Annotated in this window: 22 protein-coding genes and 1 pseudogene; 10 read left to right on the forward strand and 13 right to left on the reverse strand. The window is 42.4% G+C overall.

Translation table 11 applies throughout. The features are described from left to right. Positions 1-56: 56 nt before the first annotated feature. The 5 genes from lolA to ACVBIU_RS01370 all read left to right on the forward strand — a co-directional run bounded on the left by lolA (position 57) and on the right by ACVBIU_RS01370 (position 5,149). A complete protein-coding gene (gene lolA, locus ACVBIU_RS01350) occupies positions 57-683 on the forward strand; it encodes an outer membrane lipoprotein chaperone LolA (RefSeq protein ID WP_447162769.1) in 627 nt (208 codons plus the stop codon). Positions 684-692: 9 nt separating this feature from the next. After that, a complete protein-coding gene (locus tag ACVBIU_RS01355; protein ID WP_447159217.1) occupies positions 693-2,024 on the forward strand; it encodes a replication-associated recombination protein A in 1,332 nt (443 codons plus the stop codon). Beyond that, positions 2,017-2,391 (forward strand): fluoride efflux transporter CrcB, encoded by a 375-nt coding sequence (gene crcB / locus ACVBIU_RS01360; protein ID WP_447159218.1) that lies wholly within the window; start codon positions 2,017-2,019, stop codon positions 2,389-2,391. Before ACVBIU_RS01355 ends, crcB begins: the two co-directional genes overlap by 8 nt. An 18-nt stretch (positions 2,392-2,409) precedes the next feature. Continuing rightward, entirely contained in the window at positions 2,410-3,696 is a 1,287-nt protein-coding gene (serS, locus tag ACVBIU_RS01365; RefSeq protein ID WP_447159219.1) for a serine--tRNA ligase, read from the forward strand. A gap of 259 nt (positions 3,697-3,955) precedes the next feature. Beyond that, the gene (locus ACVBIU_RS01370; RefSeq protein WP_447162768.1) at positions 3,956-5,149 is read left to right on the forward strand and encodes an amino acid aminotransferase; all 1,194 of its coding nucleotides are present in this window, start codon (positions 3,956-3,958) and stop codon (positions 5,147-5,149) included. A gap of 617 nt (positions 5,150-5,766) precedes the next feature. On the opposite strand, the gene ACVBIU_RS01375 is transcribed toward ACVBIU_RS01370, so the two are convergent. Both ACVBIU_RS01375 and yvcK read right to left on the reverse strand, forming a co-directional pair. Next, positions 5,767-6,270 (reverse strand): HPP family protein, encoded by a 504-nt coding sequence (locus ACVBIU_RS01375; protein WP_447159221.1) that lies wholly within the window; start codon positions 6,268-6,270, stop codon positions 5,767-5,769. Between the two features lie 308 nt (positions 6,271-6,578). Continuing rightward, positions 6,579-7,490: a uridine diphosphate-N-acetylglucosamine-binding protein YvcK gene (gene yvcK, locus ACVBIU_RS01380; protein ID WP_447159222.1), complete on the reverse strand. Its 912-nt coding sequence runs from the start codon at positions 7,488-7,490 to the stop codon at positions 6,579-6,581. A 154-nt stretch (positions 7,491-7,644) separates the two neighbouring features. Here yvcK and ACVBIU_RS01385 point away from each other — a divergent pair, with 154 nt between their 5' ends. Both ACVBIU_RS01385 and ACVBIU_RS01390 read left to right on the forward strand, forming a co-directional pair. Continuing rightward, positions 7,645-8,472: a glucosaminidase domain-containing protein gene (locus tag ACVBIU_RS01385; protein ID WP_447162767.1), complete on the forward strand. Its 828-nt coding sequence runs from the start codon at positions 7,645-7,647 to the stop codon at positions 8,470-8,472. Next, positions 8,450-9,073 (forward strand): DUF2987 domain-containing protein, encoded by a 624-nt coding sequence (locus tag ACVBIU_RS01390; protein WP_447162766.1) that lies wholly within the window; start codon positions 8,450-8,452, stop codon positions 9,071-9,073. Before ACVBIU_RS01385 ends, ACVBIU_RS01390 begins: the two co-directional genes overlap by 23 nt. Before the next feature lie 126 nt (positions 9,074-9,199). Here the strand turns inward: ACVBIU_RS01390 and ttcA are convergent, their stop codons facing one another. The 11 genes and pseudogenes from ttcA to ccoN all read right to left on the reverse strand — a co-directional run bounded on the left by ttcA (position 9,200) and on the right by ccoN (position 19,390). Next, a complete protein-coding gene (gene ttcA, locus ACVBIU_RS01395) occupies positions 9,200-10,135 on the reverse strand; it encodes a tRNA 2-thiocytidine(32) synthetase TtcA (RefSeq protein WP_447159225.1) in 936 nt (311 codons plus the stop codon). Between the two features lie 80 nt (positions 10,136-10,215). Next, positions 10,216-11,148, reverse strand: a complete 933-nt coding sequence (gene uspE / locus ACVBIU_RS01400; protein ID WP_447159226.1) for a universal stress protein UspE — start codon at positions 11,146-11,148, stop codon at positions 10,216-10,218. A gap of 90 nt (positions 11,149-11,238) precedes the next feature. Continuing rightward, positions 11,239-11,991 (reverse strand): electron transport transcriptional regulator EtrA, encoded by a 753-nt coding sequence (gene etrA / locus ACVBIU_RS01405; protein ID WP_447162765.1) that lies wholly within the window; start codon positions 11,989-11,991, stop codon positions 11,239-11,241. A 57-nt stretch (positions 11,992-12,048) separates the two neighbouring features. Beyond that, positions 12,049-12,741, reverse strand: coding sequence for a sulfite exporter TauE/SafE family protein (locus tag ACVBIU_RS01410; RefSeq protein WP_447162764.1), 693 nt, complete (start codon positions 12,739-12,741; stop codon positions 12,049-12,051). A 172-nt stretch (positions 12,742-12,913) separates the two neighbouring features. After that, a pseudogene (gene ccoS / locus ACVBIU_RS01415) lies at positions 12,914-13,102 on the reverse strand (cbb3-type cytochrome oxidase assembly protein CcoS); the annotation flags it as partial. Continuing rightward, on the reverse strand, positions 13,099-15,483 hold the full coding sequence (locus ACVBIU_RS01420; RefSeq protein WP_447162763.1) for a heavy metal translocating P-type ATPase: 2,385 nt from the start codon (positions 15,481-15,483) through the stop codon (positions 13,099-13,101). The pseudogene ccoS and the gene ACVBIU_RS01420, both read right to left, overlap by 4 nt. A gap of 70 nt (positions 15,484-15,553) precedes the next feature. Beyond that, on the reverse strand, positions 15,554-16,033 hold the full coding sequence (locus ACVBIU_RS01425; RefSeq protein ID WP_447159230.1) for a FixH family protein: 480 nt from the start codon (positions 16,031-16,033) through the stop codon (positions 15,554-15,556). Positions 16,034-16,182: 149 nt separating this feature from the next. Then, positions 16,183-17,139 carry a cytochrome-c oxidase, cbb3-type subunit III gene (gene ccoP / locus ACVBIU_RS01430; RefSeq protein WP_447159231.1) on the reverse strand — a complete coding sequence of 319 codons (957 nt, stop codon included), beginning with the start codon at positions 17,137-17,139 and terminating at the stop codon, positions 16,183-16,185. Continuing rightward, complete coding sequence (locus tag ACVBIU_RS01435) at positions 17,139-17,315, reverse strand: cbb3-type cytochrome oxidase subunit 3 (protein WP_447159232.1); 177 nt, start codon at positions 17,313-17,315, stop codon at positions 17,139-17,141. Before ACVBIU_RS01435 ends, ccoP begins: the two co-directional genes overlap by 1 nt. Positions 17,316-17,326: 11 nt before the next feature. Further along, positions 17,327-17,941 (reverse strand): cytochrome-c oxidase, cbb3-type subunit II, encoded by a 615-nt coding sequence (gene ccoO, locus ACVBIU_RS01440; protein WP_447159233.1) that lies wholly within the window; start codon positions 17,939-17,941, stop codon positions 17,327-17,329. 12 nt (positions 17,942-17,953) lie between these two features. Continuing rightward, complete coding sequence (gene ccoN, locus ACVBIU_RS01445) at positions 17,954-19,390, reverse strand: cytochrome-c oxidase, cbb3-type subunit I (protein ID WP_447159234.1); 1,437 nt, start codon at positions 19,388-19,390, stop codon at positions 17,954-17,956. Between the two features lie 259 nt (positions 19,391-19,649). Between ccoN and ACVBIU_RS01450 the strand changes: the two genes are divergently transcribed. The 3 genes from ACVBIU_RS01450 (at position 19,650) to ACVBIU_RS01460 (ending at position 22,125) form a co-directional block, all read left to right on the forward strand. After that, a complete protein-coding gene (locus ACVBIU_RS01450; protein WP_447159235.1) occupies positions 19,650-20,114 on the forward strand; it encodes a hypothetical protein in 465 nt (154 codons plus the stop codon). Between the two features lie 246 nt (positions 20,115-20,360). Beyond that, positions 20,361-20,675, forward strand: coding sequence for a hypothetical protein (locus tag ACVBIU_RS01455; RefSeq protein ID WP_447162762.1), 315 nt, complete (start codon positions 20,361-20,363; stop codon positions 20,673-20,675). Positions 20,676-20,832: 157 nt separating this feature from the next. Next, the gene (locus ACVBIU_RS01460) at positions 20,833-22,125 is read left to right on the forward strand and encodes a tyrosine-type recombinase/integrase (RefSeq protein WP_447162761.1); all 1,293 of its coding nucleotides are present in this window, start codon (positions 20,833-20,835) and stop codon (positions 22,123-22,125) included. Positions 22,126-25,062: the final 2,937 nt, after the last annotated feature.

A 25,062-nucleotide genomic window follows, 5' to 3' on the forward strand; every position in this document is an offset into this window, starting at 1 on the left:
CCCACAAAATATATTCAGTGTTAAGCCTAAAATATAGGCTTAACTCGGAGAACAAAATGAAAAAGATTTTTGCTATTGCAGTGCTAAGCCTGCCTTTGTTGAGCCACTTTCCAGCTTTTGCTGGAGCGTCTGATGAACTAAAAGTTAAGTTGACTGAGGTCAATAGCTTAAAAGCTAACTTCACTCAGACTGTTACCGACATCAACGATAAAGTGATTCAAAGGGGCGAGGGGGTATTTGCTTTGTCTCACCCCAATCAATTTTATTGGCATTTAACCGCACCTGACGAGTCTTTAATTGTTGCAGACGGTACTGACGTTTGGATTTATAACCCATTTGCAGAAGAAGTTTCTGTTATGGACCTAAATCAGGCTATCAATGCATCTCCCATAGCCTTGTTAGTGCACTCTGACGATGCCACCTGGTCACAATACAATGTTATTCAACACCAAAACTGTTTTGATATCAGCCCTAAAGATAAAGACAGCGGTGTATCTGAAGTGCAAGTTTGCTTTAACGATAAGCAGTTAACTAAAATGGTACTCAAGGATCAACAGGGCAATATCAGTGACTTTACACTGACCAATCAAAGTGTCATTGCCGGTAAAGACCAAGCACTGTTTGAGTTCATCGTACCTGACGATGTAGATATCGACGATCAACGTCTTAAATCGACTAATTAAGAGAAGTTCGTGTCCAGTTTCAGTTTTGATTTTGCACCAGACTTTAGACCGTTAGCCGCAAGAATGCGGCCTGAACGGCTAGAGCAATATATTGGCCAGTCACATCTGTTAGGTGAGGGCAAGCCTCTGCGCCAGGCGCTTGAAGCGGGTCGGGCGCATTCGATGATGTTCTGGGGACCACCAGGCACAGGTAAAACAACCCTGGCCGAGTTAGTCGCACATTATGCCAATGCACATGTAGAACGCATTTCTGCGGTTAGCTCGGGGGTTAAAGAGATCCGTAGTGCCATTGAGCATGCCAAGAGCGTAGCGCAGTCGCGAGGGCAACGTACCTTACTGTTTGTTGATGAGGTACATCGCTTCAATAAGAGCCAGCAAGACGCCTTCTTACCCTTCATTGAAGATGGTACGGTGATATTTGTTGGTGCCACGACTGAAAACCCATCCTTTGAGATCAATAATGCATTGTTATCTAGGGCGCGGGTATACCTTATTAAGCAGTTAGCGCCCGATGAGATAGGCCAAATTGTTCAGCAAGCGCTTGAGGATGAAGAAAGAGGGCTTGGAAAACGTCATTTACTCATGCCTCCAGATGTTTCGTTAAAGTTGGCTCAAATCTGTGATGGTGACGCGCGGAAAGCGTTAAACCTGATTGAGCTAATGAGCGATATGCTTAAAGATGGCGAAGCATTTACCGAAGAGATGATCATCGCAGTTGCAGGTCAACAGCTTGCTGGATTCGATAAAAATGGTGATCAATATTACGATCTGATTTCAGCGGTTCATAAATCAATTCGTGGCTCGGCTCCTGATGCGGCGCTATATTGGTTTTGTCGGATGTTAGAAGGCGGCTGCGATCCTCTTTATATTGCACGTCGCCTGTTAGCGATTGCATCTGAAGATATTGGTAATGCTGATCCTATGGCGATGACAGTCGCCATTAACGCGTGGGAGTGTTTTCATCGGGTTGGGCCATCTGAAGGTGAGCGAGCAATCGCACAAGCTGTATTATATCTTGCTAGTGCACCTAAAAGTAATGCGGTCTATACTGCTTTTGCAGCTGCACGTCAGTTAGCGCGTGAAACGGGTCATGAGCCGGTACCTGAACATTTACGTAATGCACCGACACAACTGATGAAAGATATTGGATACGGCGAGGGCTATCGTTATGCTCACGATGAACCAAATGCGTACGCCAGTGGCGAGAAATACCTTCCGGCCTCGATAGTTGAACATCGTTTTTATTATCCTACCGAGCGTGGATTTGAAAAGCGGATTAAAGATAAGCTATCTCAATTACAGCAGTTAGATGAACAGAGTGAGGTGAAAAGATATGAATAATGTACTTTTTATCGCCTTGGGTGGATCAATTGGCGCTGTTTTACGCTATCTTATCTCATTATTGATGCTTCAGGTATTTGGTAGTGGATTTCCTTTTGGTACACTGGTCGTTAATATTTTAGGTTCGTTTTTAATGGGTGTTGTTTTTGCACTCGGAGAAGTTAGCGAACTTAGCCCAGAGATAAAAGCGTTCATTGGGGTCGGCCTGTTAGGAGCCCTAACCACGTTTTCCACTTTTTCCAATGAGTCTTTGCTTTTGATGCAAGAAGGTTTATTGGTTAAAGCCATATTGAATGTTGTTGTTAACGTATGCGTTTGTATTTTCGTCGTATATCTAGGACAGCAATTGGTGTTTTCTCGTTTTTAACTATTAAGATAATAAAATATGTTAGATCCAAAATTTTTACGTAATGAATTAGAAGTGACCGCAGAGCGTTTAGCGACTCGCGGATTTATTTTAGATGTTGAGCGCCTAGGCAAGCTTGAAGACAAGCGTAAGTCACTACAGGTTGCTACCGAAGAATTACAAGCATCACGTAACGCTATCTCTAAATCGATTGGTCAAGCTAAAGCTAAAGGCGAAGATGTTGCACCAATCATGGCTCAAGTGGGTTCACTAGGTGAAGAGCTTGATGCTAAGAAAGTTGAGCTTGCATCTTTACTCGACGAGCTAAACTCTATCGCAATGAGCGTTCCTAACCTACCTGATGAGTCTGCACCTATTGGAGCGGATGAGTCTGAAAATGTTGAAGTTCGCCGTTGGGGCACGCCTAAAGAGTTTGATTTTGACGTTAAAGATCATGTAGAGCTTGGTGAGAATATTGGCGGTTTAGACTTTAAGAATGCCGTTAAGATCACCGGTTCACGCTTTATCGTTATGAAAGGCCAAATCGCTCGCATGCACCGCGCACTAGCACAGTTCATGTTGGATCTGCACACTACTGAACATGGTTATACTGAAGCTTATGTGCCTTTACTGGTGAATGAAGACAGCTTATTGGGTACCGGTCAGCTACCGAAATTTGGTGAAGATCTATTTCACACCAAACCAGCAACAGAAGAAGGTCAGGGCCTAAGCCTTATTCCAACGGCAGAAGTTCCGCTAACTAACTTAGTTCGCGATACCATTGTTGATGAAGAAGAGTTACCGATTAAGCTTACGGCACATACACCTTGCTTCAGAAGTGAAGCGGGTTCATACGGTCGTGATACACGTGGTTTGATCCGTCAGCATCAGTTTGACAAAGTTGAGCTAGTACAACTTGTAAAGCCAGAAGATTCTATGCAGGCATTAGAAGAGCTAACCGCTCACGCTGAAACTGTGCTGCAAAAGTTAGGTCTACCGTACCGTACTGTTGTGCTTTGTACTGGTGACATGGGCTTTGGTTCAAGCAAGACTTTTGATATTGAAGTTTGGTTACCTGCACAGAACACCTTTAGAGAGATCTCATCTTGCAGTAACATGCAAGATTTCCAGGCACGTCGTATGCAGGCTCGCTTTAAGGCTAAAACCGATAAGAAGCCAAGCTTACTTCATACTCTAAACGGTTCAGGCTTAGCAGTAGGTCGTACTTTGGTAGCGGTTATCGAAAACTACCAAAATGCAGATGGTTCTATCACTGTGCCAGAAGTATTACGTGGTTATATGGGCGGCTTAGAAAAGATTGGTTAATACCAAGCGCCATTAACCGTAAAAGCCTTCATTTATTTGAAGGCTTTTTTGTTTGTGGCAATGTACGCACCGTCTTACAGTATTGTGATTAATTCGGAAAAATTTTAAGAAATACGTATATTTACTCCCCTTCGACTGATGAAAGCTAAGCGATAGCGCAAATTTTACTAATAGTCGCAGATCTCGCTTTGTGCTATTTAGCTTCAATGTTATAAATACACGCGAAAACCCTACACTTCTAATATTTAGGAAAGCCGTCATGATATTTTCCCAGGTTGAACTGGCCCCAGCTGATCCCATTTTAGGTCTAACAGATGCATTCAAAGCAGATGCTCGCGAAAACAAAGTGAATTTAGGCGTTGGCATTTATAAAGACGAATCAGGCCAGACACCTATCCTAAAGTCAGTAAAATTTGCAGAAGAAAAGCTATTAGGAACTGAGAAAAGTAAAAGCTACCTCGGTATGGAAGGCGTTCAAGCGTACAACCATGCCGTTCAAGGCTTACTATTTGGTACTGAACATGATGTAGTATCACAGCAACGCGCATTAACGGCGCAGGCACCAGGTGGTACGGGCTCTTTACGCGTTGCGGCAGAATTTATTGTTCGTCACACGTCATCAAAAACTATCTGGATCAGTAATCCTACATGGGCCAACCATAATAATATTTTTGCTACTGCGGGCCTACAAATTGCTGAGTACCGCTATTACAAGGCTGAAACTCATGGTCTAGATTTCGAGGCTATGCTAACAGATCTTCAGGGCGCTAAGGCTGGCGATCTTGTCTTACTTCACGGCTGCTGTCACAACCCAACGGGTATCGACTTAAACCTTGACCAATGGCAGCAAGTTGCTGATCTGTGTTTAGAGAAGTCGTTAGTTCCGCTTTTTGATTTTGCTTACCAAGGTTTTGGTGCTGGTGTTGAAGAAGATGCTCAAGGTCTTCGTATTGTTGCTAATACGGTTCCTGAGTTAATCGTTGCCAATTCATTTTCAAAAAACTTTGGCCTATATAACGAACGTATTGGCGCAGTAACGGTTGTTGCTTGTAATAGCGGCGAAGCAGTGAACGCATTCAGCCAAATTAAGAGCACTATCCGTGCATCATATTCGAATCCTCCAGCACACGGCGCGCTGATCGTTAGTACTATTTTGGCTGATGACACACTTAAGCAATTATGGCACGACGAACTAAAAGAGATGCGCGAACGTATTGCAGAAATGCGTACGCTGTTTGTAGAGTCATTAAAAGCGGCTGGTGTTGAGCAAAATTTTGATTTTATCTCTCGCCAAAACGGTATGTTCAGCTTTTCAGGTCTTAATAAAGACCAAGTTAATCGCTTAAAAGAAGAGTTTGGCGTTTACATTGTGGGTTCTGGGCGTATTAGTGTTGCAGGCATGACTAAAAACAATATGCCGGTCATCTGTGAAGCTATTGCTAAGGTTCTTTAATCTAGTGATGATACGATTACATCGTTGAAGATAAGCTCAGCCTAGTTATCAGAAGCTTAACATGCGCGTCAGTGACACACTACGCGCATTTTTTATGCTTATCTTTTAACAATCAGTATAAAGATCTCCTCGCTTAGCAAGAGTTTAGTACTTTCAAACCAGGAACATCAATAGCTCCTGTGTTATACCAATCGCATTAAGTATTTAATCAATTCAGAAGCGCTCAAGCTGTTCAATTGAAGGCCCATGGACGACAGAATGGTTATTCCCTTGTGAGTCGGTGCAAAGCATTACTCTAATCTTATAATTTATATCCATATAGTCATGCATTAATAACATTGGCAGCTTATAAAAGCATTAAAACTGGGCTTTAGCAGTGTTATTGGCCTTCCTACTACGGCGTTGAATAACACCTCAAGGGAAATTCTACTTTTTGATTCATTCGTTTAGTTTTAGTTGGTCAAACACACTCTGAATAGAAAGCTTTCTTAATGCAAATTAGTATCAATTGAGGTTTATTAGGCTAATAAACCTCTTGCTGCCGAGCATAAAGTCAATTTAGTTGTTATTGCAAAAGTGGTGATAGTGATATTAAAACGGCACGAGTTAATACTTAATTACTCTTTCTTTTCAAAGTAGGGATAAATATGCCCAGGAATTAACTTATGGTAGAGCACTGCTAATACCACAATTCCTAAGGTGCCAATTAAGATGGGATGCAGTAAAAAAGTCCAACTTGTATGGCCTCCAAGCATAATAAGCAAAGGGTTTCCCCCTGCGGGTGGATGGGTAACATCAAAAAGTAACATGAAAAATAGGCCAAGTCCCACAGCTAAACCAAGTGTTAAAGATGTGATAGGGAGATAGTTCACAAAGATAAGCCCAACCGTTGCAGTAATAATATGGCCCAATATGACATTTTTAGGTTGTGCTAATGGACTGCGGTGCACCCCAAAAATAAGCACCATAGTCGCCCCAAAAGGTGCAATTAAAACATAGGGAGAGTCAATTTCAGTATCAATTGCCGCTAGAGTCCATATACAAAGTGTCGCGCCTATTGCTGAAATAGTCGCTGTAACTAATTTATTATCTTTAATAAGTGAGGTGAGAGATGTTTTCATCGTGACAACTGGCCATTGCTTATCGATATCTGTAACTATTCAGTCTGGCTAGAGGAACCTAATAGGTCAAGTAATGGAACAGTGAAGGGCTGAGTTGCCAAATGCAGATAATAACGTGTGTTGTAATGACGGAATTCAAATATTGTATTACTAAATAGAAACTTACTGACCTGGATTTACGGCCTTTCTAATGCGATGTTTAAGTTAATTATATCAAACAATAATCCATCGCATTTTGTTAGCAACCCATAAAAAAGCGCTTGGCTGATTCCTCGTTAATCCATGGTCAACTCTTGAGTGGTTCTTGACTATGTTGTCATTACCTTAAAATCGTGACCAACCATTAAAGACAGTGCATCTGCTAACGCTCGTTTATCGTGTAAACCAATATGGTGTGAACTACGCAGCGGATAATAACTAATATTACCTTCCTGGTAAGCACTGTCAGCGTTGCACAGCACTTGATCGATAATCTTTAGCCCCAATACTTGATGGCACCAATCGATTTTGTGGCTCAAGCTGCAATTAGCAATGGGAGACGGCTCATCGGTGAGATTATCAATTAAAATCACTTCAGCCTTTGATTGTGCGAGTGCATTGGCTATTTTGGGGAGTAATAGTGGTGGCATAATACTCGTTAAAAAACTACCTGGACCTAAAATAATCAGCTCGGCCTCTCGAATGGCTTCACAAGCTTCGCATGTTGCCTGAACTTGTGGATCGAGTGACAAGGCGATGGGAGTATCTTGCATTCTATCAACATCGGTTTCACCAAAAACACTTGTCCCACAGGCTTGTAGTGCCACTAAGTGAGTAGGCTCTTCTGACATGGGGATTAGGCGAGTGTCGATATTAAGAAAGTTACGCACCAAGTTGACAGCGTCTAGCGGCCGTACACAAAGTTCATCCAGTGCCATAAGCATTAAATTGCCAAGGTTGTGACCTGACAACTCATTATCGCCACTAAAGCGATATTCAAACATTAACGAGCCGACAGAAGGGCGCTTGGCAAGTTGAGTTAAACAGTTACGTAAATCTCCCCAAGCAATGCAGTCTTGCTCTGCTCTTAACCGTCCCGTAGAACCACCGTTATCGGTCGTCGTAACAATACCGGTAAGCCTAGGGCCTAAGAATGAAAGTGCAGATAAAACTTGTCCTAAGCCATGCCCGCCACCTATGGCTACCACATGTTTGTATTGATTAAGCCCATTTTGTTTCATTTTTGGGGTCTCCTTCCTGAATACCCAAAGCAATATAAAAGACTGCAGAATTATAACTGAGATAACAAAATTATTCGCGATGTATTCTCAGCTAAAGCTAGCATATAATGGCCGTAATTAAGCAAAGTATTAAGCGTTTGATAAAGGAAAATGAGTGAAAACAGGTAAAGTCGGATTGTTTACCCTAGCATTAGGGCTTGTGATAGCGCTAATTCTACTGGTTAGATTAATATTAGTTCCCGTGAGTGAAGAGCAAACACAATCATTAGGAAAAGCAGTTAAAAACGCAGAAACTGCTAGCTTAGTGCCGGATTTTGCAGCCATCAACGATGTTAGCGAGAAAAAAAAGGCCTTCTTTGCCTTTCTTAAGCCTTCGATCAAACATCAAAATGCCATCATTCAAGATGAGCGCAACTTTCTTATTGGTATTCGTAATCAAATCGTTAATGACAAAGCGCTTACCGAAGCCGATGAGTTTAGACTGCAGCAGATCTCTGAAAAGTATCAATATACCTTTAGAAGTCTCAATATTGGCAATATAGATACCTTATTAGTTCGTGTTGATGTCATTCCACAAGAGATGGTACTTATTCAAGCTGCGAACGAAACTGGTTGGGGCAGTTCGCGTTTTGCTCGAGAAGGGCTTAACTTCTTCGGTCAATGGTGTTTTAGAAAAGGTTGCGGACTGGTGCCACAATCTAGAACTGAAGGCCTGTCTCATGAAGTCGCACTATTTAAAACAGTTGAAGATTCAGTGGCTTCTTATATGCGTAACTTGAATTCGAATGCTGCTTATTCTTTGTTGCGATCAATTCGTGCAGATTTACGTGCTCAAGACAAAAATCCAGAAGCACAAGACCTTGTTTATGGTTTAATTAATTACTCTGAACGTCAAGAAGCTTATATTGATGAGTTACTTGAAATGCTACGCCAAAACCAACGATTTTTAGTGGATAACAATGAAAAAACAACTGCTGTTTAGCTGTATCTTATTAGGACTTGCATCTGCAAGTCAGGCTGCGCCGATCTCACTTGAGTATCAAAGCTTTTACCAACGCCTTAAGCAAGTTAATAAAGGGAATTACCAATTAGTTGAACTGGCATTTTCTGTATCAAAGGCGAATGGCTGCAAAGTTAACAGTGGCACTATAACGACTGAAAACGATTCTTTTCCGCTGACAATCACTAAAGATCAACGTTTGTTCTTGCCTTATGATGGCCAACTAAAATCTGATCGCGCGCTAATTAATTTAGACGTTGAAGGTGATGCCAAGTCTTGTGCTATTGCCATGCAGGTTAGAGCTAAAAATACAAAAAAAGCCTATAACCAAGAAGAGCTTAAACAGATTGCAGCAGAGATGAATGCATTGTTGAGTCAGATGCAAGGTTTTCCAATGCGCTTATTTGCATCCGATATAGCGGGTCTAAATCTTGAATTTGATGGTGATGCAAGTTTAATCATTGATGGAAAAGTGATCCCTGTTACGGGGACTTATCGTCTTGTGATGAGTGACTTAGATAAACTGACAACGCTAGAATCTTCAGTAGCACCTAAGGTCATTAGTCCCTGGACCGCGAAGTAATAGGCATGTATATAAGCTAATGAAACTCAGTCATCGAGGGCATCTAGCTGCATAATCTAAGTCATAAGCATACAAAAAGCCCTGCATTGCAGGGCTTTTTGTATGGGCTTTTTATGCCAGTATTAACTAATCAGGCGTATAGGTGCTGACCACATCAATACGGGCCGCTTTATCTAAATTGATGTGGCCATTGTTGGCTACATCAACAAAGTCAAAGGCGGGTAGATCAGACTCAGCCACATCACCACGCATAGGTGCATCTGGATCTCGAGTCAATGACAAGAAATCGAACTGCTCTCTATCGACACCTTGAGACGGCGCAGTATTTTGCATCGCAGTGAAGATGGTTTCAATACGGCCTGGATGTTCACTATCCCACTGGACTAACATCTCCTTTACTGCCGCACGCTTTAAGTTTTCTTGTGAACCACAAAGGTTACAAGGAATAATTGGGAAGTTTTTAAGTTCAGCATATTCAGCGATATCTTTTTCACGGCAATAAGCTAATGGGCGGATCACCATATTGGCGCCATCATCTGACAACAACTTTGGTGGCATCGCTTTCATTTTGCCAGCAAAGAACATGTTTAGGAACATGGTTTCAATGATGTCATCTCTGTGATGGCCAAGGGCGATCTTGGTCGCGCCAATTTTCTGTGCAAAGCCATAAAGCGTACCGCGGCGTAGACGAGAGCACAGAGAGCAGGTGGTTTTACCTTCTGGGATCTTATCCTTAACGATAGAGTAAGTGTCTTTTTCCAGAATATGGTAAGCAACGCCTAAAGTATCAAGATACGCTGGTAAAATGTCTTCAGGAAAGCCAGGTTGCTTCTGATCTAAATTAACCGCTACGATTTCGAATTTAATAGGTGCGCGTTGCTGAAGATTCAACAAGATATCAAGCATGGCATAACTATCCTTGCCACCAGATAGGCAACACATAACGCGGTCACCTTCTTCAATCATGTTGTAATCACCAATAGCACGGCCAACTTCACTGCGTAAACGCTTTTGCAATTTTGACATGCGGGTGACTTGTTTTGGAGTTAATTCTTCGGACATAAAAAAACGCGCCTAGTACACAAATGTTCAGGGCGCGTATTATTCCAGCTTAAAGGCTTTTGGTAAAGCTTAGAAAGCGGTTATACCTCTTCTAATGGTGATTTATAACCATCAGGCTTTATCGCAAGTAGATCGCAGTTGATGCTATCAATAACATGCTCTGCAGTATTACCGATTAAGGCTGCTGAAAGTCCAGTTCGGCCAACGGTACCTAATATCACAAGTTCTGCATCTAAAGAGGCTGCCATGTCAGGGATAACATCTTCTGGGAGACCTTCTTTAACGTGGCAAAAATCGGGTGAGATCCCATAAGCATTAGCAAGGTAACTGATGCGTTCCTCATGCTGTAACTTTATGGTTTCACTATAGGTATGAGCATCAAAGTCGGGGAGTTCGATAGCCAAGTTAACGGGGGTGCCAGGATAACCATTAACTAAATGCACTTGAGCGCTAAACTGCTGAGCGAGCTTTTTCGCGTGAGAGATAATCTTACCATTGAGTGATTCGTTAGCATCTTCTTCAGAGCTGACATTAACCGCACAAATAATTTTACCCGCTACAGGCCAATCATGCGTTTTTACAAGTAGCACTGGAATAGGGGCTTTACGCAACAAGTGCCAATCTGTCGGGGTGAAAATGACTGATTTTAACTTGTCATGTTCATGGGTACCTTTGACAATAAGATCATACTCACCATCAATAGCGTGTTTAATGATGCTTTCGAACGGGCGGTTGTGCCAAATAACATCTAAATTTATGGTTAAACCGTCTTTACGATAGGGTTTAACCACATCTTCAAGCCACGCTTTGCGTTGATTAACCACGCCTTCACGCATTGACTCTCGCTCTTGACCTGAAAGAATAGAGGTCATTTCATAAGAAAAGTCAAAAATGGATAAAAATACAGTTATTACGGCTTGATTATCACAAGCAAGTTCAACAGCTCTGGCTAGAGCCGTCTGTTTATCTGTCGTAGGGTCGACAACCACAAGGAGTTTTTTATAGTCCATCATAACTTTTTCCTTATCTAATATCGTCTAGTTTTATCTTGCATCAATAAGATGATTTCGTATTGTTCTAGATCAAGTGATAACCTAAAAGTTCTACCTTGCAATATTACTGTTACCAGATAGTTCGCTCAAGGCACCTATATCAAGTATTGTAATATATTTACCTTTAACTTCAATTAGTTCTGCTTTCTGAAAGCGGCCAAGCAGACGGCTGATGGTTTCAACGGTTAACCCTAGATAGTTACCAATATCACCGCGAGTCATGGTTAATCTAAACTCTCTTGGTGAGAACCCTCGGCTGCCAAAGCGTTTAGCTAAGTTACTGATAAAAGCTGCGAGTCGTTCTTCTGCATTCTTTTTGCTCAGTAATAAAATCATCTCTTGATCGCTTTGAATTTCGTTACTCATTAAGCGCATGATCTGCTGTCTAAGCTTAGGCATTTTACCTGTAAGTTCATCGAGGGTCGTGTAGGGGATTTCACACACCATCGACGTTTCAAGCGCTTGAGCAAAGCTTTGATGAAATTGTGAATGAATTCCGTCAAAACCGATAACGTCACCCGCTAGATGAAAGCCCGTGATCTGTTCATCGCCTTGTTCGGTGATGGTATAACTTTTAATTGTGCCAGAGCGAATAGCAAATAAAGACTTTAATGGATCACCTGATTTAAAAATTGGCTCACCTTTTTGAATCGGCTTCTTGCGCTCAATAATTTCGTCAAGTTGATCTAACTCAGTAGAGTTTAGTGTAAACGGAATACATAGCGTACCCATGCTGCAATCATGACAATGAATCGCACATCCAGAAGCCATTTGGCGACGATTTTTGTTGTTATCTGTTGGCATTGTCTCTCTCAATTTTGACTATTCATCTACTATGTTAAACTAATTTGATATTAGGAGCTAGCGAAGCTGGGCGATAGCAATGTACAAGGTCTGCAATCCGAACCCCACCAAAGCGATCCCGCTGATAATGCGTACGGCTCTTTTCTGTACCCAACGGCTAAATGTACTTGCCGCAATACCTGCACTTAGCAGGGCGGGTAACGTACCTATACCAAAAGCAAACATAATTAAGGCGCCGTCTAGGGCATTTCCTGCTGCAACCGACCAAGTTAACATGCTGTAGACTAAACCACAGGGTAACCATCCCCATAGGCTTCCGGCGATAAATGCATGTCGCTTGTTTTTGATTGGAATAAATTTGTTAGCAATAGGCGAGATGTACTGCCACAGCCATTTTCCGAGGCGTTCTATCTGCACGATGCCGGCCCAAATTTGAGCAATGTAGAGGCCGGTGATAATCATCATAAAGCCAGCAAATAGTCTTAGTACCAGCAAATAGGTGTCAACATCAAATAACAAGCCTAATGCACTGGTGCTGGCACCGACTAATGCGCCTGCTATTGTGTAGCTAATTATCCGGCCACTGTTGTAACTTAACAGGTAACCCAACTGTGCAACGAGCTTATTGCCCGTTTGTTGCTTAGGCAGGTTTGCAGATAGTGCGCCAACTAGCCCACCGCACATACCAATGCAATGACCGGCGCCCATGATTCCCACAAGTAATGCGCCAATTAAGCTATAGTCATTCACTTTTAGCGCTCTTTTGTTTAGTAGCCTCTTGTTGAGCTGTATCGGTTTTCGCACTAGTTGCTGCTGAGGAGGATTCAGTGCCCTGGGGAGCGGCAGCGTTTGTTTCAACAAGCTGTATATTTTCAGCCTGTGAACTAGATGTTTTGAGGTTAGTTGTATTAGCCAGGGGATCAGACAGGTTGCTTGACGTATTGTGCTGGCTAGCATTGTCACTTTGCGCTTTGTCGTCTTCAAAGAGTATCGATACGCTTTGCTTTTCAAGATCATCAAACTGATCAGACTTTACAGCCCAAAAGAAGATCCCAACGGCAACCAAAACAAAAAGCATGGCAATTGGGATTAGGACATAGATAATACTCATAAACGAACCTTAAGTAGTCTTAGGCTATTACTGACAACAATGAGTGAACTGGCGGACATGCCTATTGCTGCAATGTATGGAGCGACGTGACCGGTTACGGCCAACGGAATTATAAACAGGTTGTATCCAAGCGCCCAGAATAAATTCTGTTTGATGATCCGCCCGGTAGATTTGGCCACTTGGACCGCATCGGCAAAGCGTGAAAGGTTATCACCCAACAAGATAATATCTGCACTGTTTTTAGAAATCGCAGCGCCACTGCCCATCGCAATAGATAAGTTCGCGCCAGCAAGTACAGGCGCATCGTTAATACCATCACCAAACATGGCCACTTGCCCTTGCTGCTGAAATTTGTCAATTAATGCCAGCTTACCTTTGGGTGAAAGCCCTTTGTGCACATCATCAATGCCGAGTCTTTTACCTAATGCTGTTACTTCAGTCGAGTTGTCGCCACTTGCGATACTCAGTTTGCAGCCCATCTGTTTAAGTTGTGCCACGGCTTTAGCGGTATCAGGTCTAACTTCATCATTTAACGTGACCTTAGCTTGAATAACGCCATCACAACTTAACCAAACCGTTGTCGCACTCTCTATTGTATCGGTGCCATTAACAAATTGCTGACTGCCCACTTTAAACGCCTGGCCATTTATCACTCCTGACAGACCATTACCAACCACACTTAGTCTTTGTGTCACGCTAATAGACTTATCGATATGAGCTGTAAACGCTTTGGCAATAGGGTGCAAGGAGCCAGATTCTAATGCCGCAATGTAACCAAGTGCTTCGGCCTTTGATATGTCGCCGGTTAGCTCCACATCACTAATCGACAATGAACCTAAGGTAAGGGTACCGGTTTTATCAAAAACAACATGTTGGATTTTAGGCAATTTTTCAAATATACCAGAGCGACGGGTAATGATCCCAAGGCGGGTCATAATCGCTGTACCACAGGTCACAGCGGTTGGCGTTGCTAAAGCAAGGGCGCAAGGGCAGGTTGCTACTAATACCGATAAAGTGACCCAAAAAGCGTCTTCCGGTGAATAGAAATACCAAAACAGATAGGTCAATGTGGCAATCAGTAAAATAGCCGCGGTAAAGTAATTAGAGAACCTGTCGGCGTATAAGGCGACTTTGGGCTTATTATTAGATGCTATCTCTTGCAGACGAATAATTTCAGCAACTAACTGATCTTGCCCAAGCGCAGTCACTCTAACTAATATTGGCTGCTCAATGTTAATGGTACCGGCAAACACCTCTGATTCAAGCGCTTTATGTAATGGCATCTGCTCACCCGTTAACATGGCTTCATTTACCGCAGACTCACCTTCAACAACAACACCGTCAGCAGCAATAACGTCACCCGGCTTAACTAAAATGATATCGCCAATAACCAGCCGTTTAGCGGGTACTTCATCAAAACCTTCGTCAGTTTTTAATTGTGCGGTTAACGGTACAAGCTTATGGAGGTTGCTGGAACTCACTGAGGCTTTTTGACGGGCATTTTGCTCAAAGAAACGGCCTAGCAACAAGAAGAAGGTAAACATGGATACCGACTCAAAGTACACTTCGCCAGTACCATTGATGGTTTCAATACAGCTTGCGATATAAGCGCCGCAAATGGCGATACTCACAGAGACGTCCATGTTTAATCTGCCCATCAGCAACGAGCGCACGGCACTAAAGTAAAATGGTTGAGCAGAATAAAAAACAACAGGGGCGGCAAATAACATGCTCACCCAACGAAAGTAGTCTCGGTACTCGGTATCAAGATCGCTAAAATAGCCGGAATAAAGGGCGAGGGCGAACATCATCACCTGCATGGTCGCGAAACCTGCAAGGCCGAGTCTTAATAAAAATTTACGACTGTCTTTCTTACTTTTAGTTTCTTGTTCGTCGACTTGAAACGGCGCTGCTTGATAGCCAATATGGCTAATTTGATTGAGAATTTCGCTGAGTTTGATTTTGTCACTGTCCCACGCGATCAAAGCACGCTGCGTGGTTGAGTTAACTTGAATGTTAGCGATGCCATTAAGCTTATTAATCTTATGTTCAATCAGCCAAGCACAGGCCGCGCAAGTGATCCCATCAACCGTTAACGAGACTTCATTTAACGCATCTCTTTGTTGAATAAAGTCTTGCTGCACTTCTGGTAAGTCATAAGCACTGAAATTTGATAACTCTTCAGGCACCAACGCAGTTTGCTTATTACCAGGCTCTGTACGGAACTTATAGTAATTGGTCAGTCCAGCATCGATAATCGCTTGCGACACTGCTTGGCAACCTGGGCAACACATGAGCTGCTCCACTTCGTTAATGGTGGTTGTGAATTGCTGACCAGTTAAAACGGGTTCGCTACAATGAAAGCAGCTTGTTTGACTCATGGGATGTTATTCTTTTTGTAAGTATTTGAAAAACCCGCTGCAGATGCGAACGGGTTAGGCCATAAACTAATTAGTTTAACCAGTACTGTTGATCATCTTTTAGCGTTACGCGTTGCTGTATACGCCAAGTTTGATCATAACCTTCAATTCTGACGTCCCAAGGGCCTTCAATACTCTGCGTTAAATCAATTCGATATACGCCATTGGCATCAGCGGTGACAATTTGCGAGAAATCTCGTTCTTCAAGAGTCGGGTGATAAAAGCTAATGCTTAAGCCTGCAAGATAGGTATCGCCACCTTGTTGAGAGAGCTCAACGTATTTGTCATCAAACTCTAGCATGTAGTTCATGCCAAGCTGCTTAGCATGCTTTATCTTTCGAAGGTCAATATTAATGCCTTTACCTTCTTTATAGTATTCTTCGGTAACCAATGGGTCTTGGTTGTTAAAAGCAACCCAAAATAAATTGATACTTGCGACCACGGCACATAATGGCAGTATGATAAGAAACCAAGGCCAGAACTGTTTATACCAGGGTTGTGGAGTCGACATTATTTACCGCCTTTACTTATTAGAATAGTTGTTAAATGCTGGGAAAAAAGAACGCATATTTTACCCAAAAAACTGTGATTTAGCACTTAAAAAAAAGGCCTCGTTGGTGACGAGGCCTTATTAGCACACTAGATGTTACTCTGGTGTAATTACTTGTTTGACAAGCTGTAAACGTAAGCTGTGATTACGTGAACTTTTTCTTCACCTAATACATCTTTCCATGCAGGCATAACACCTGTACGACCGTTCTGAATTGACTGCTCGATAGCGCCACGACTTCCGCCGTAGACCCACGCATTGTCAGTTAGGTTAGGTGCACCCATAAACTTGTTACCGGTGCCGTCCATACCATGACAGGCAAAACAGCCTTTCATAAATGAACCCTGTCCTTGAGCTGCAAGTGCTGCGTCGTGCTCACGACCAGATAGGCTTACAACGTATTCAGCTAGACCTGTAATCTCACTGTCTTCAATCGGTAAACCACCTTTTGGCGGCATCATACCGTGACGACCGTTCATGATTGAGGTCTTAATCGTTGCCAGCTCACCACCATATAACCAAGCGTTGTCGGTTAGGTTAGGGAAGCCTTTGCTACCACGCGCGTCACTACCATGACACATTGCACAGTTTTGTAAGAATAGACGTCCACCCACTTTTAGGGCTTCTTCATTCTTAACTAACTCTTCCAATGGTGTATCAGCATATGCCTTGAAGATAGGACCAAACTTTTCGTCTGCGTGCTTAACTTCTTGGTCATACTGCACCCAACGCCCTTCATTTTGAGCGTCAATAACAGCTTGCTTTGACTCTTCAATAGTACGAACGCTTTGGTTAGCACTTGTCCAACCTAATAAGCCTTTGAAACTACCAAGTCCTGGGTACAGTGCTAAATAGATAACACTGAATACGATGGTAATGTAGAACATATAACTCCACCACTTAGGTAGTGGGTTGTTTAGTTCTTCAATACCGTCGAAGCTGTGACCCATTGATTCACCTTCTTCTACGCCCGTGTCGTTCTTAGAACAAGCACGAAGTAGAACAATACAACCAATGATTACCACAACGGTGAGTACGATAATCCATACACTCCAGAAGTTACTCATCACTTTTGTTCTCCTGAGTCCTTCGATACCGAGATTTTCTCATCATCTGAGAAAACTAGGTTAGCTGCATCGTCGAATTGTTTCTTACGACTAGCGCTATATGCCCAGGCAAATATACCGATGAAGGTCACCATTACAACGATAGTAATAATTCCACGTAATGTGCCGTAATCCATATTTTGCCTCCTTATTTAAGCGCGTGGCCAAGTGATTGCAGATATGCGATCAATGCGTCCAGCTCAGTCTTACCTTTCACAGCGTCTTTAGCGCCAGCAATCTCTTCAGCTGTATACAACTTATGAGTTGGGTGAAAGTTTTGCAGGATTTCCATCTTCTCACCGGTCAAATCACCAGTAAGGATGTTTTCTGCTAACCAAGGGTACGCAGGCATATTTGACTGAGGTACAACAGCGCGAGGATCAATTAAGTGAACCTCATGCCATTTGTCACTGTAACGACCGCCAACACGGGCTAGATCTGGACCTGTACGCTTAGAGCCCCACTGGAATGGGTGATCCCAAACTGACTCGCCAGCTACAGAGTAGTGGCCATAACGTTCAGTTTCTGCGCGAAGAGGACGGATCATCTGGCTGTGACAGCCATAACAGCCCTCACGAACATAGATGTCACGACCTTCAATCTGCATTGCCGTATAAGGGATCTGACCTTCTAATGGCTCAGTTGTATCTTCTTGGAACAGTAGGGGTGTAATCTCAACCAAGCTACCAAAGCTGATTGCGATAACAGTAAAGATCCCTAATAGACCGATGTTTTTCTCAACTAGCTCATGATTAAATTTCATCGTATCTACTCCTTAAGCTGCTTTTGCTTCAGCAATTGCTGGCAAAGAATCTTTAGGGGCCTTAACAGTACGCAGTACGTTGTATGCCATTATGAACATACCTGTAAGGAAGAATACACCACCTAGGAAACGTACAAAGTAGAACGGGTAAGAGGCTTCTAAGCTTTCAACAAAGCTATAAGTCAATGTACCGTCAGAGTTAACTGCGCGCCACATTAGACCCTGCATCACACCAGAGATCCACATTGAAACGATATAAAGAACAGTACCGATTGTTGCCAACCAGAAGTGAACGTTAATTAGGCTTGTGCTGTACATACGGCCGTGGCCAAACAGAACTGGGATCAAGTGATACAAAGAACCGATTGAAACCATAGCAACCCAGCCCAATGCACCAGAGTGAACGTGTCCAACAGTCCAGTCAGTGTAATGAGAAAGTGCGTTAACCGTCTTAATTGCCATCATTGGGCCTTCGAAGGTAGACATACCATAGAAAGACAATGAAACAACAAGGAAACGCAAGATTGGGTCAGTACGAAGTTTGTGCCAGGCACCAGATAAAGTCATGATACCGTTAATCATACCACCCCAAGACGGAGCGAATAGGATTAGAGACATCACCATACCAAGTGACTGTGTCCAGTCTGGAAGCGCTGTATAGTGTAGGTGGTGAGGACCAGCCCAGATATACAAAGCAATCAATGCCCAGAAGTGAACGATAGATAGACGGTACGAGTAAACTGGTCGGCCAGCTTGCTTAGGAACGAAGTAGTACATCATACCTAGGAAGCCTGCAGTTAGCAGGAAGCCCACCGCGTTGTGACCATACCACCACTGGACCATCGCATCTACTGCACCACTATAGAGTGAGTAAGACTTAGTCATCGTTAACGGTACAGCCATAGAGTTAACTATGTGAAGTACTGCTACTGTGATAATAAAGGCACCAAAGAACCAGTTCGCCACATAAATGTGGGACGTTGTTCGTTTAATGATAGTACCGAAGAAAACCACAGCATAGGAAACCCATACGACGGTAATTGCGATATCAATTGGCCATTCTAATTCAGCGTATTCTTTACCACTGGTAATACCAAGCGGCAAACTAATGGCTGCTGAAAGAATGATGGCTTGCCAACCCCAGAACGTAAATGCAGCTAACTTAGGTGCAAATAGTCGAGTTTGACAGGTGCGTTGAACGATATAATAGGATGTGGCGAAAAGGGCTGAAGTGCCAAACGCAAAAATCACGGCATTCGTATGTAGTGGTCGTAGACGACTATACGTTAACCATGACGTTTCGAAGTTTAGCTGCGGCCAGATCAACTGAGCTGCAATTAATACACCTACTGACATACCAACAATTCCCCATAACACGGTAGTTAGGGCAAATTGACGGACGACAGTGTAGTTGTAATCAGCGCCTTGAGGCTGGGAATGGTTCATCATATTGCTTCCACTGCTTATTACTTATACTTATTGTTGTGTAGAGTAAAGCTCTACCCGTATATATGACAAAAACCATGCTACCTAACGGAAACATAGGTTATGTGTCAATGTGTAACCTTACATTTCATGAAGTAACGCAAGGCAAAGCAATGATACTTGAGCTATATCAAAAAAGATAGGAATTACCCCTCCAGATAAGTTGATCTAGATCAAGGTACTCAATAGAATGTTAAAACAAATGATGTAAAGGTTAAATAACGTGCAAGTTACTCACAAATCAACACTATTAAGAATTCTATACAGCCTCATCCCGGTCGCATTTTTACTGGGGTGTGAGCCAAAAAGCCAAGATGTTACACCGTCAACTCCTGTAGATATAAGTCTTTGCAGTTTTAAAACGGGTCCATGCATCAAAACGGTTGCCGATGTTGACATCGAGTTAAGCCTTAACCCTTGGCAGGCGCCGAGTGAGCAGCCTATACAGATGACACTGCATACCTCGAAACCCTTAAGTAATGTTAAGGTTAAATTACAGGGTAGAGACATGTTTATGGGCATTATTCCGGTAAATTTGACCCAAATGGGAGAAAATGACTATAACGCACCACTAATATACGGTTCGTGTAGTAGTGGCTATATGGTTTGGAGTGCAGTAGTCAGTTTTGAGCACAATGGCGTAGAGTCATTTACCACTTTTGACTTTTTGGCCGATAGCCCCGAGTAGGCCTGAACAAGATAATCAGGGTAATTTTTAGTGCACTGCTTATTAAGAGTGTGCTGTTTATTCATCGTTTCGGCCTGTTTATTAATAGTAAACACTCAAGCACAGATTAAGCACACCAAGCTTTGGGTTTTGGTTTGGGTTTAGGTTAAACAATGCTCAGTTATCACGCATTCATAAAACAGTTGTTGATAATCATTCTCACGTAGGTATATTGTTTTTAAATGAATCGCATTGGGAGGTTTCATCATGACCACTCCAACCAGACAGTTAAATATCAGTATCTCTGAAGACAAAATAGCTAAGCTTATCCAGCAAGGTGTACTTTGCGCCGCAGATTTCAAATGCCTCGATAGCGACACCAAAAAAGCGGTTTGGCAACTTTGTTTATGGAGCTGTGAGAAACGCATTCACTGCGACAAGCAGTGCCAAGACCATTGTAAAAACCAATGCGCTATTGCCGAAAGCTCTGATGTACAAAGCCCTAATGTACAAAAAATTGATGTACTAAGCTCTGATGTACAAAGCTCTGAGCTGATCTTAATGTCGCAAACTGTTACATAAGTTGTGACATAAACTGTGATAGAAACCTTAAGTATGCACACATTGATCGCTTGTTAAGCGATACGCCCATTTAAGCCGGTTAAACCCTAAATAACCATATCGCTTCTTCATCTTACTGATTAAGATAGTGATATACGGATTGTTACTGGCTCTATTTATGCAATTACCCCCGGTTATCCCATTTTTTGATTCCATCGATTTTATTCAACAGGGTAATCCCGTTGTTAATCAACGCATCACTCAACTTAGCTTGAGTTCACTCGATGAAGCAGGGCTCGCCTACGAGTTAGCTACCGATTGGTTGTTTGAGCAAAAGTACAATGAAAACAACTATAAAGCTTATAGAAGCGAACTGACGACATTTTTACATTGGTGTTTTGATGTGATTAAACTGAACGTTAGTGCAATAGGGCGCAAAGAGATCGGACTCTATGTCGACTATTGCAAGCACCCGCCGTTAGCCCTTATTGGCTACTTTAATGTCGCCCAATTTAAACAAGATAAAACCAGCGACATGAGAACGCCCAATCCAAGCTGGCTTCCTTTTAGAGGCTGCAAGGTCGATGGCCAGATAAAACCCTATGCCCTCAGTGATAGCGCACTCAAAACAAAGATAGCCATTCTATCTAGCTTTTATAGCTACTTAATGGGTGAGGACTATTGTGAGCGGAATCCTGCGCAGATGTGGCTCAATAAGAGCCGCTTTTCATCTAGCCGAAAATACCGCCTCAACACTGACGACGATAATCAGTTGGCATTTACCGAGTTGCAGTGGTCCTACATTATGTCCACGGTTGAGAAACTGGCCAAAGCACAGCCTGAATTACACCAACGTAGTTTGTTCCTCATTAAACTTATCTACTCCTGTTATCTGCGCGTATCAGAAGTCTCTGCCAGGGCGGGTTACTCACCGGTGATGAGCCAGTTTAAACAAAACCGTCACTCTGGGATCTGGAGTTTTCATATCCCTAAGAGTAAAGGGGGCAAGAGTCGAAGCGTGGCGATATCTAAAGCATTATTAGCTGCCTTAGTGGATTATCGACGTTACCTAAAGCTGTCAGATTATCCCTCTGCTACTGAGCAACATCCATTAATCGTACGTCAAAAAGCCGCTGGGCGAGGGCGCGAAGTTGGCAATGTAAATGCAAACCTCGGAATACGCCATATCCGAGACGAAGTCGATAAGATCATCGAAATAGCGGCGATTAGCATCAAAACTGACGGTTTTATTGAAGATGCCCTACAAATGCGCGGCTTAAGTATCCACAATATTCGTCACACCGGCATTACCCACGACATCAATATTAACGGTCGTCCGTTATCACACGTACAAGCCGATGCTGGACACGAGAGTATCGACACCACCTCGCAATATTTGCACACCACTCAGATAGAGCGTCATGAGAGTGCACAGAATAAACCATTAGATTATCTGCAGGGGATTGAGTAACTGTTTGTATAAAATGAATGAAAGCTGAGTAGGTACCAAATACAAACCAACGTAGCCACCTGCTAAAACTAGACTGCCTAGCAGGGGCTTTGCTTTCGTGCTTTAGCAAGACGCCGTAAATATATCCCTGTGGTCTTTCTTTATAGTATGAGCTAAGGCATGGCTAAATCCCTGACCGCCATGGATTGGTGGAAATGCCAACAAATGTAGGGAACATTTGTGGCCCTGATTTAGAAGCTTGCACAGCATTTCTAGCAAAGATTCACTTTGACACTGTATTTAACTCCCGCAAAGGCTGCTCCCGTGGACTGTCACCTATTGTAGTAAATGCCGCAATCGGAGCTTATGCAGAATAACGCAGGCGAGTAGGGCATGTAGACACACCTTTTACAGCTAATGCCATTTGAACTCCTACCAATAGAAGTCCATTTATCATCAAAAGGTTCCTGCTAATTCTCGTGATACTGCGAAAGCGGGGGAAGATAACGCCTGCTTTTATAGGCGAATTTTGGGGTGTCATGTGAGGCTTTTAGAGCTTAAGGACCAGGAGATAAGGATCAAGAGATAAGCGCGGAGTTAGCAGTCAAAACAGCCAGGCGAGCAGGGCGCTGTGATGACTGCGATCTGTCTAAAAATCTTGTCCGAATAAACTTGTGTGAACTTTTATGAATAAAGTGGCAAAAATACAGGCTCAAACCTTAAAAGGAGATAACAGGTTTTGGCGGTTGTTTGGCTTATTCCGCTTTAATAAATCAACTGATACATGATTAACATCAGCAGAGAGAACCGCGATAAAGTAGGGCGCGTGCGCGATATTTTACCGCATAATAGTATTCGAGATGAAGTTAACTAGATGGTTCAATGTTAGTTATAAGTGGCTGATTATATGTAAATAACCTCTGGGTCACGCCAGAAGCACAGGCCTTATAACGTCAGCTGATATTAGCCATTTGAGCTCCTTAGCTTTTGCCAAGCTTGTAACTCAGTACTTTGTTTTATTCCTAATCCTGTGCCTAATTCTGTGGCTAATCTAATTGCTAACGATAAAAGCTAACTTAGCGTTTCAGCTTGGAATTTTACCGAAATTGCTGCTGGGATTTCAGAGACAGGTTAATGCCGATAAGTGACATTATCGGCATTTGCCTTAAAAGGGGATTTTGGGGCTATATCTCTATATATCCTTAAAGTTCTTATCTGTCTGCTTAATGCTTTAACTATTTACTTAAAAGTCAATCGCTCACCAGATATGACGTCACTCTATCAGAAAGGTAATGACTAATGTTGGGCTATCCGTACTATGTTCGTTTTTTGGCATGAGGCTGCGTTCGCAGGCTTTCTGATTACCGATTTTTTACTATTTAGTTTGAGCTAGTTTAGTTCGATCTAGTTGAGTTTGAGTTACTTAAGTTGGAGTTAGCCTGCAGCTAATCCTAAGTCTACTCAAACCTTATCTGAACCCTGAAACTAACTAAGTATTAGCCTTAACAAGATTTGGCGAGATTTAGCCAAGGTTAGCTAGGTTTAGACAAAACGGTTCCAATTAAGACTCTCCAGTTTACGGCATTGTGAGTTATGACATTGCTATGATTAAGCTAGATATGACTTAGCTGGATTAACGCTTGTTTGGTACCGTGCTGATAACTAGCTGTGCTAGACAAAGCTACTATTAGAACAGCAGTTTCAGATCTGGACTTAATCTAAGGCTAAGATTTGGCTAAACCGGTTATTGGTATCTAGCTAGTTATAGTCAATCAGTTTTAGTTAATCAGTTTTAGTGAAAATCATACGGCGCGCTGTGTGGCTGCTTTAAAGTTTTGCCTAGCTCAGCGCGCCAGATTTCACGTAGCGCACGATAAAAAATAGCTAATTTCACTATATTTTCAATCTACTGCGAGCTTTCTGGGTTTCTAGCTATAGGACTAAGACGCTGCATTTTATTCAAGTGTTCAGTGCAAAGCGCTTAGATTAAGTGCTTAGGCTATGTGCCAAATCAAATGCATCGTGGCACATAGTAAGTCCAAATATAATCTGCTTAGCTGTTAACTGAGTCTGCGTGATTGAGTTTGTGTATCAGCTTTTGAATATGAGATTTTGAGTATCAGCCTTTGAGTATGAGGTATTAATTTAGTATTTAGAGCTTGGGATATTAACGCCATTTAAGAATGCTGCTTGATAACCTGAAGCCTTAACCAAATGAAGCCTTAACCAAGTTCAGTTCAAGTATTGTTTTAGCCAAGTGAAATAGAAAGCCGTAGCTTAAAACAGCAAAGGCTCAATACATAAACCAAGTGATGTAAATCTCAGGCTGCAGGCATACAGCTTGTATGAAACTAGAGAACACGAACGTACATAGTAAAGTATTGCCTTAGGTGTCAGCATAGAATCACTGTAGAAGCTCATTTGAGCTAAACATTCAGGTCTAACCCCATCTTAATAGCTCTCACATAGCTATGCGCACAATGTATATTATGTTAAATAAGATTTATGAAGAGATACCTTTTCTGATGTTTTTGGGAATTGTCACCTAATTTGAGAATCTCAGTCAGCTTGTGTATTTAGAAACTATGACTTGGCAAACACATGCTAAAGCTAAAACCATGTAGGCATTGTCTGCTGTGGCTTAAAGCTTGTGAGTCTAATCCTGTGAGCCATTTTTTTATGGCTCTATCTTGCTTCAAAACATTCTCATTAACTCTATCTAATTAACCAGATAAACGAGACGCTGCAATGGATTAGCGCTTTTCTTTGCTGCATGTTTTTTGTTTAGCTCTGTGTTCAGTTCTATGTATAGCCCTGTGCATAGTCTGAATAAGCTTAAAACAAAGCTCTGTTAGTGCTGACTTTCTGTAATTGCTTACTTTGCTCTGAATTACATCGGTTCTAAATGGTTTAAGATCAATGACCGTAGCAGCCAATCTATTGAAATTCGCTGTATTT

The organism is Shewanella sp. 30m-14, assembly GCF_052977125.1.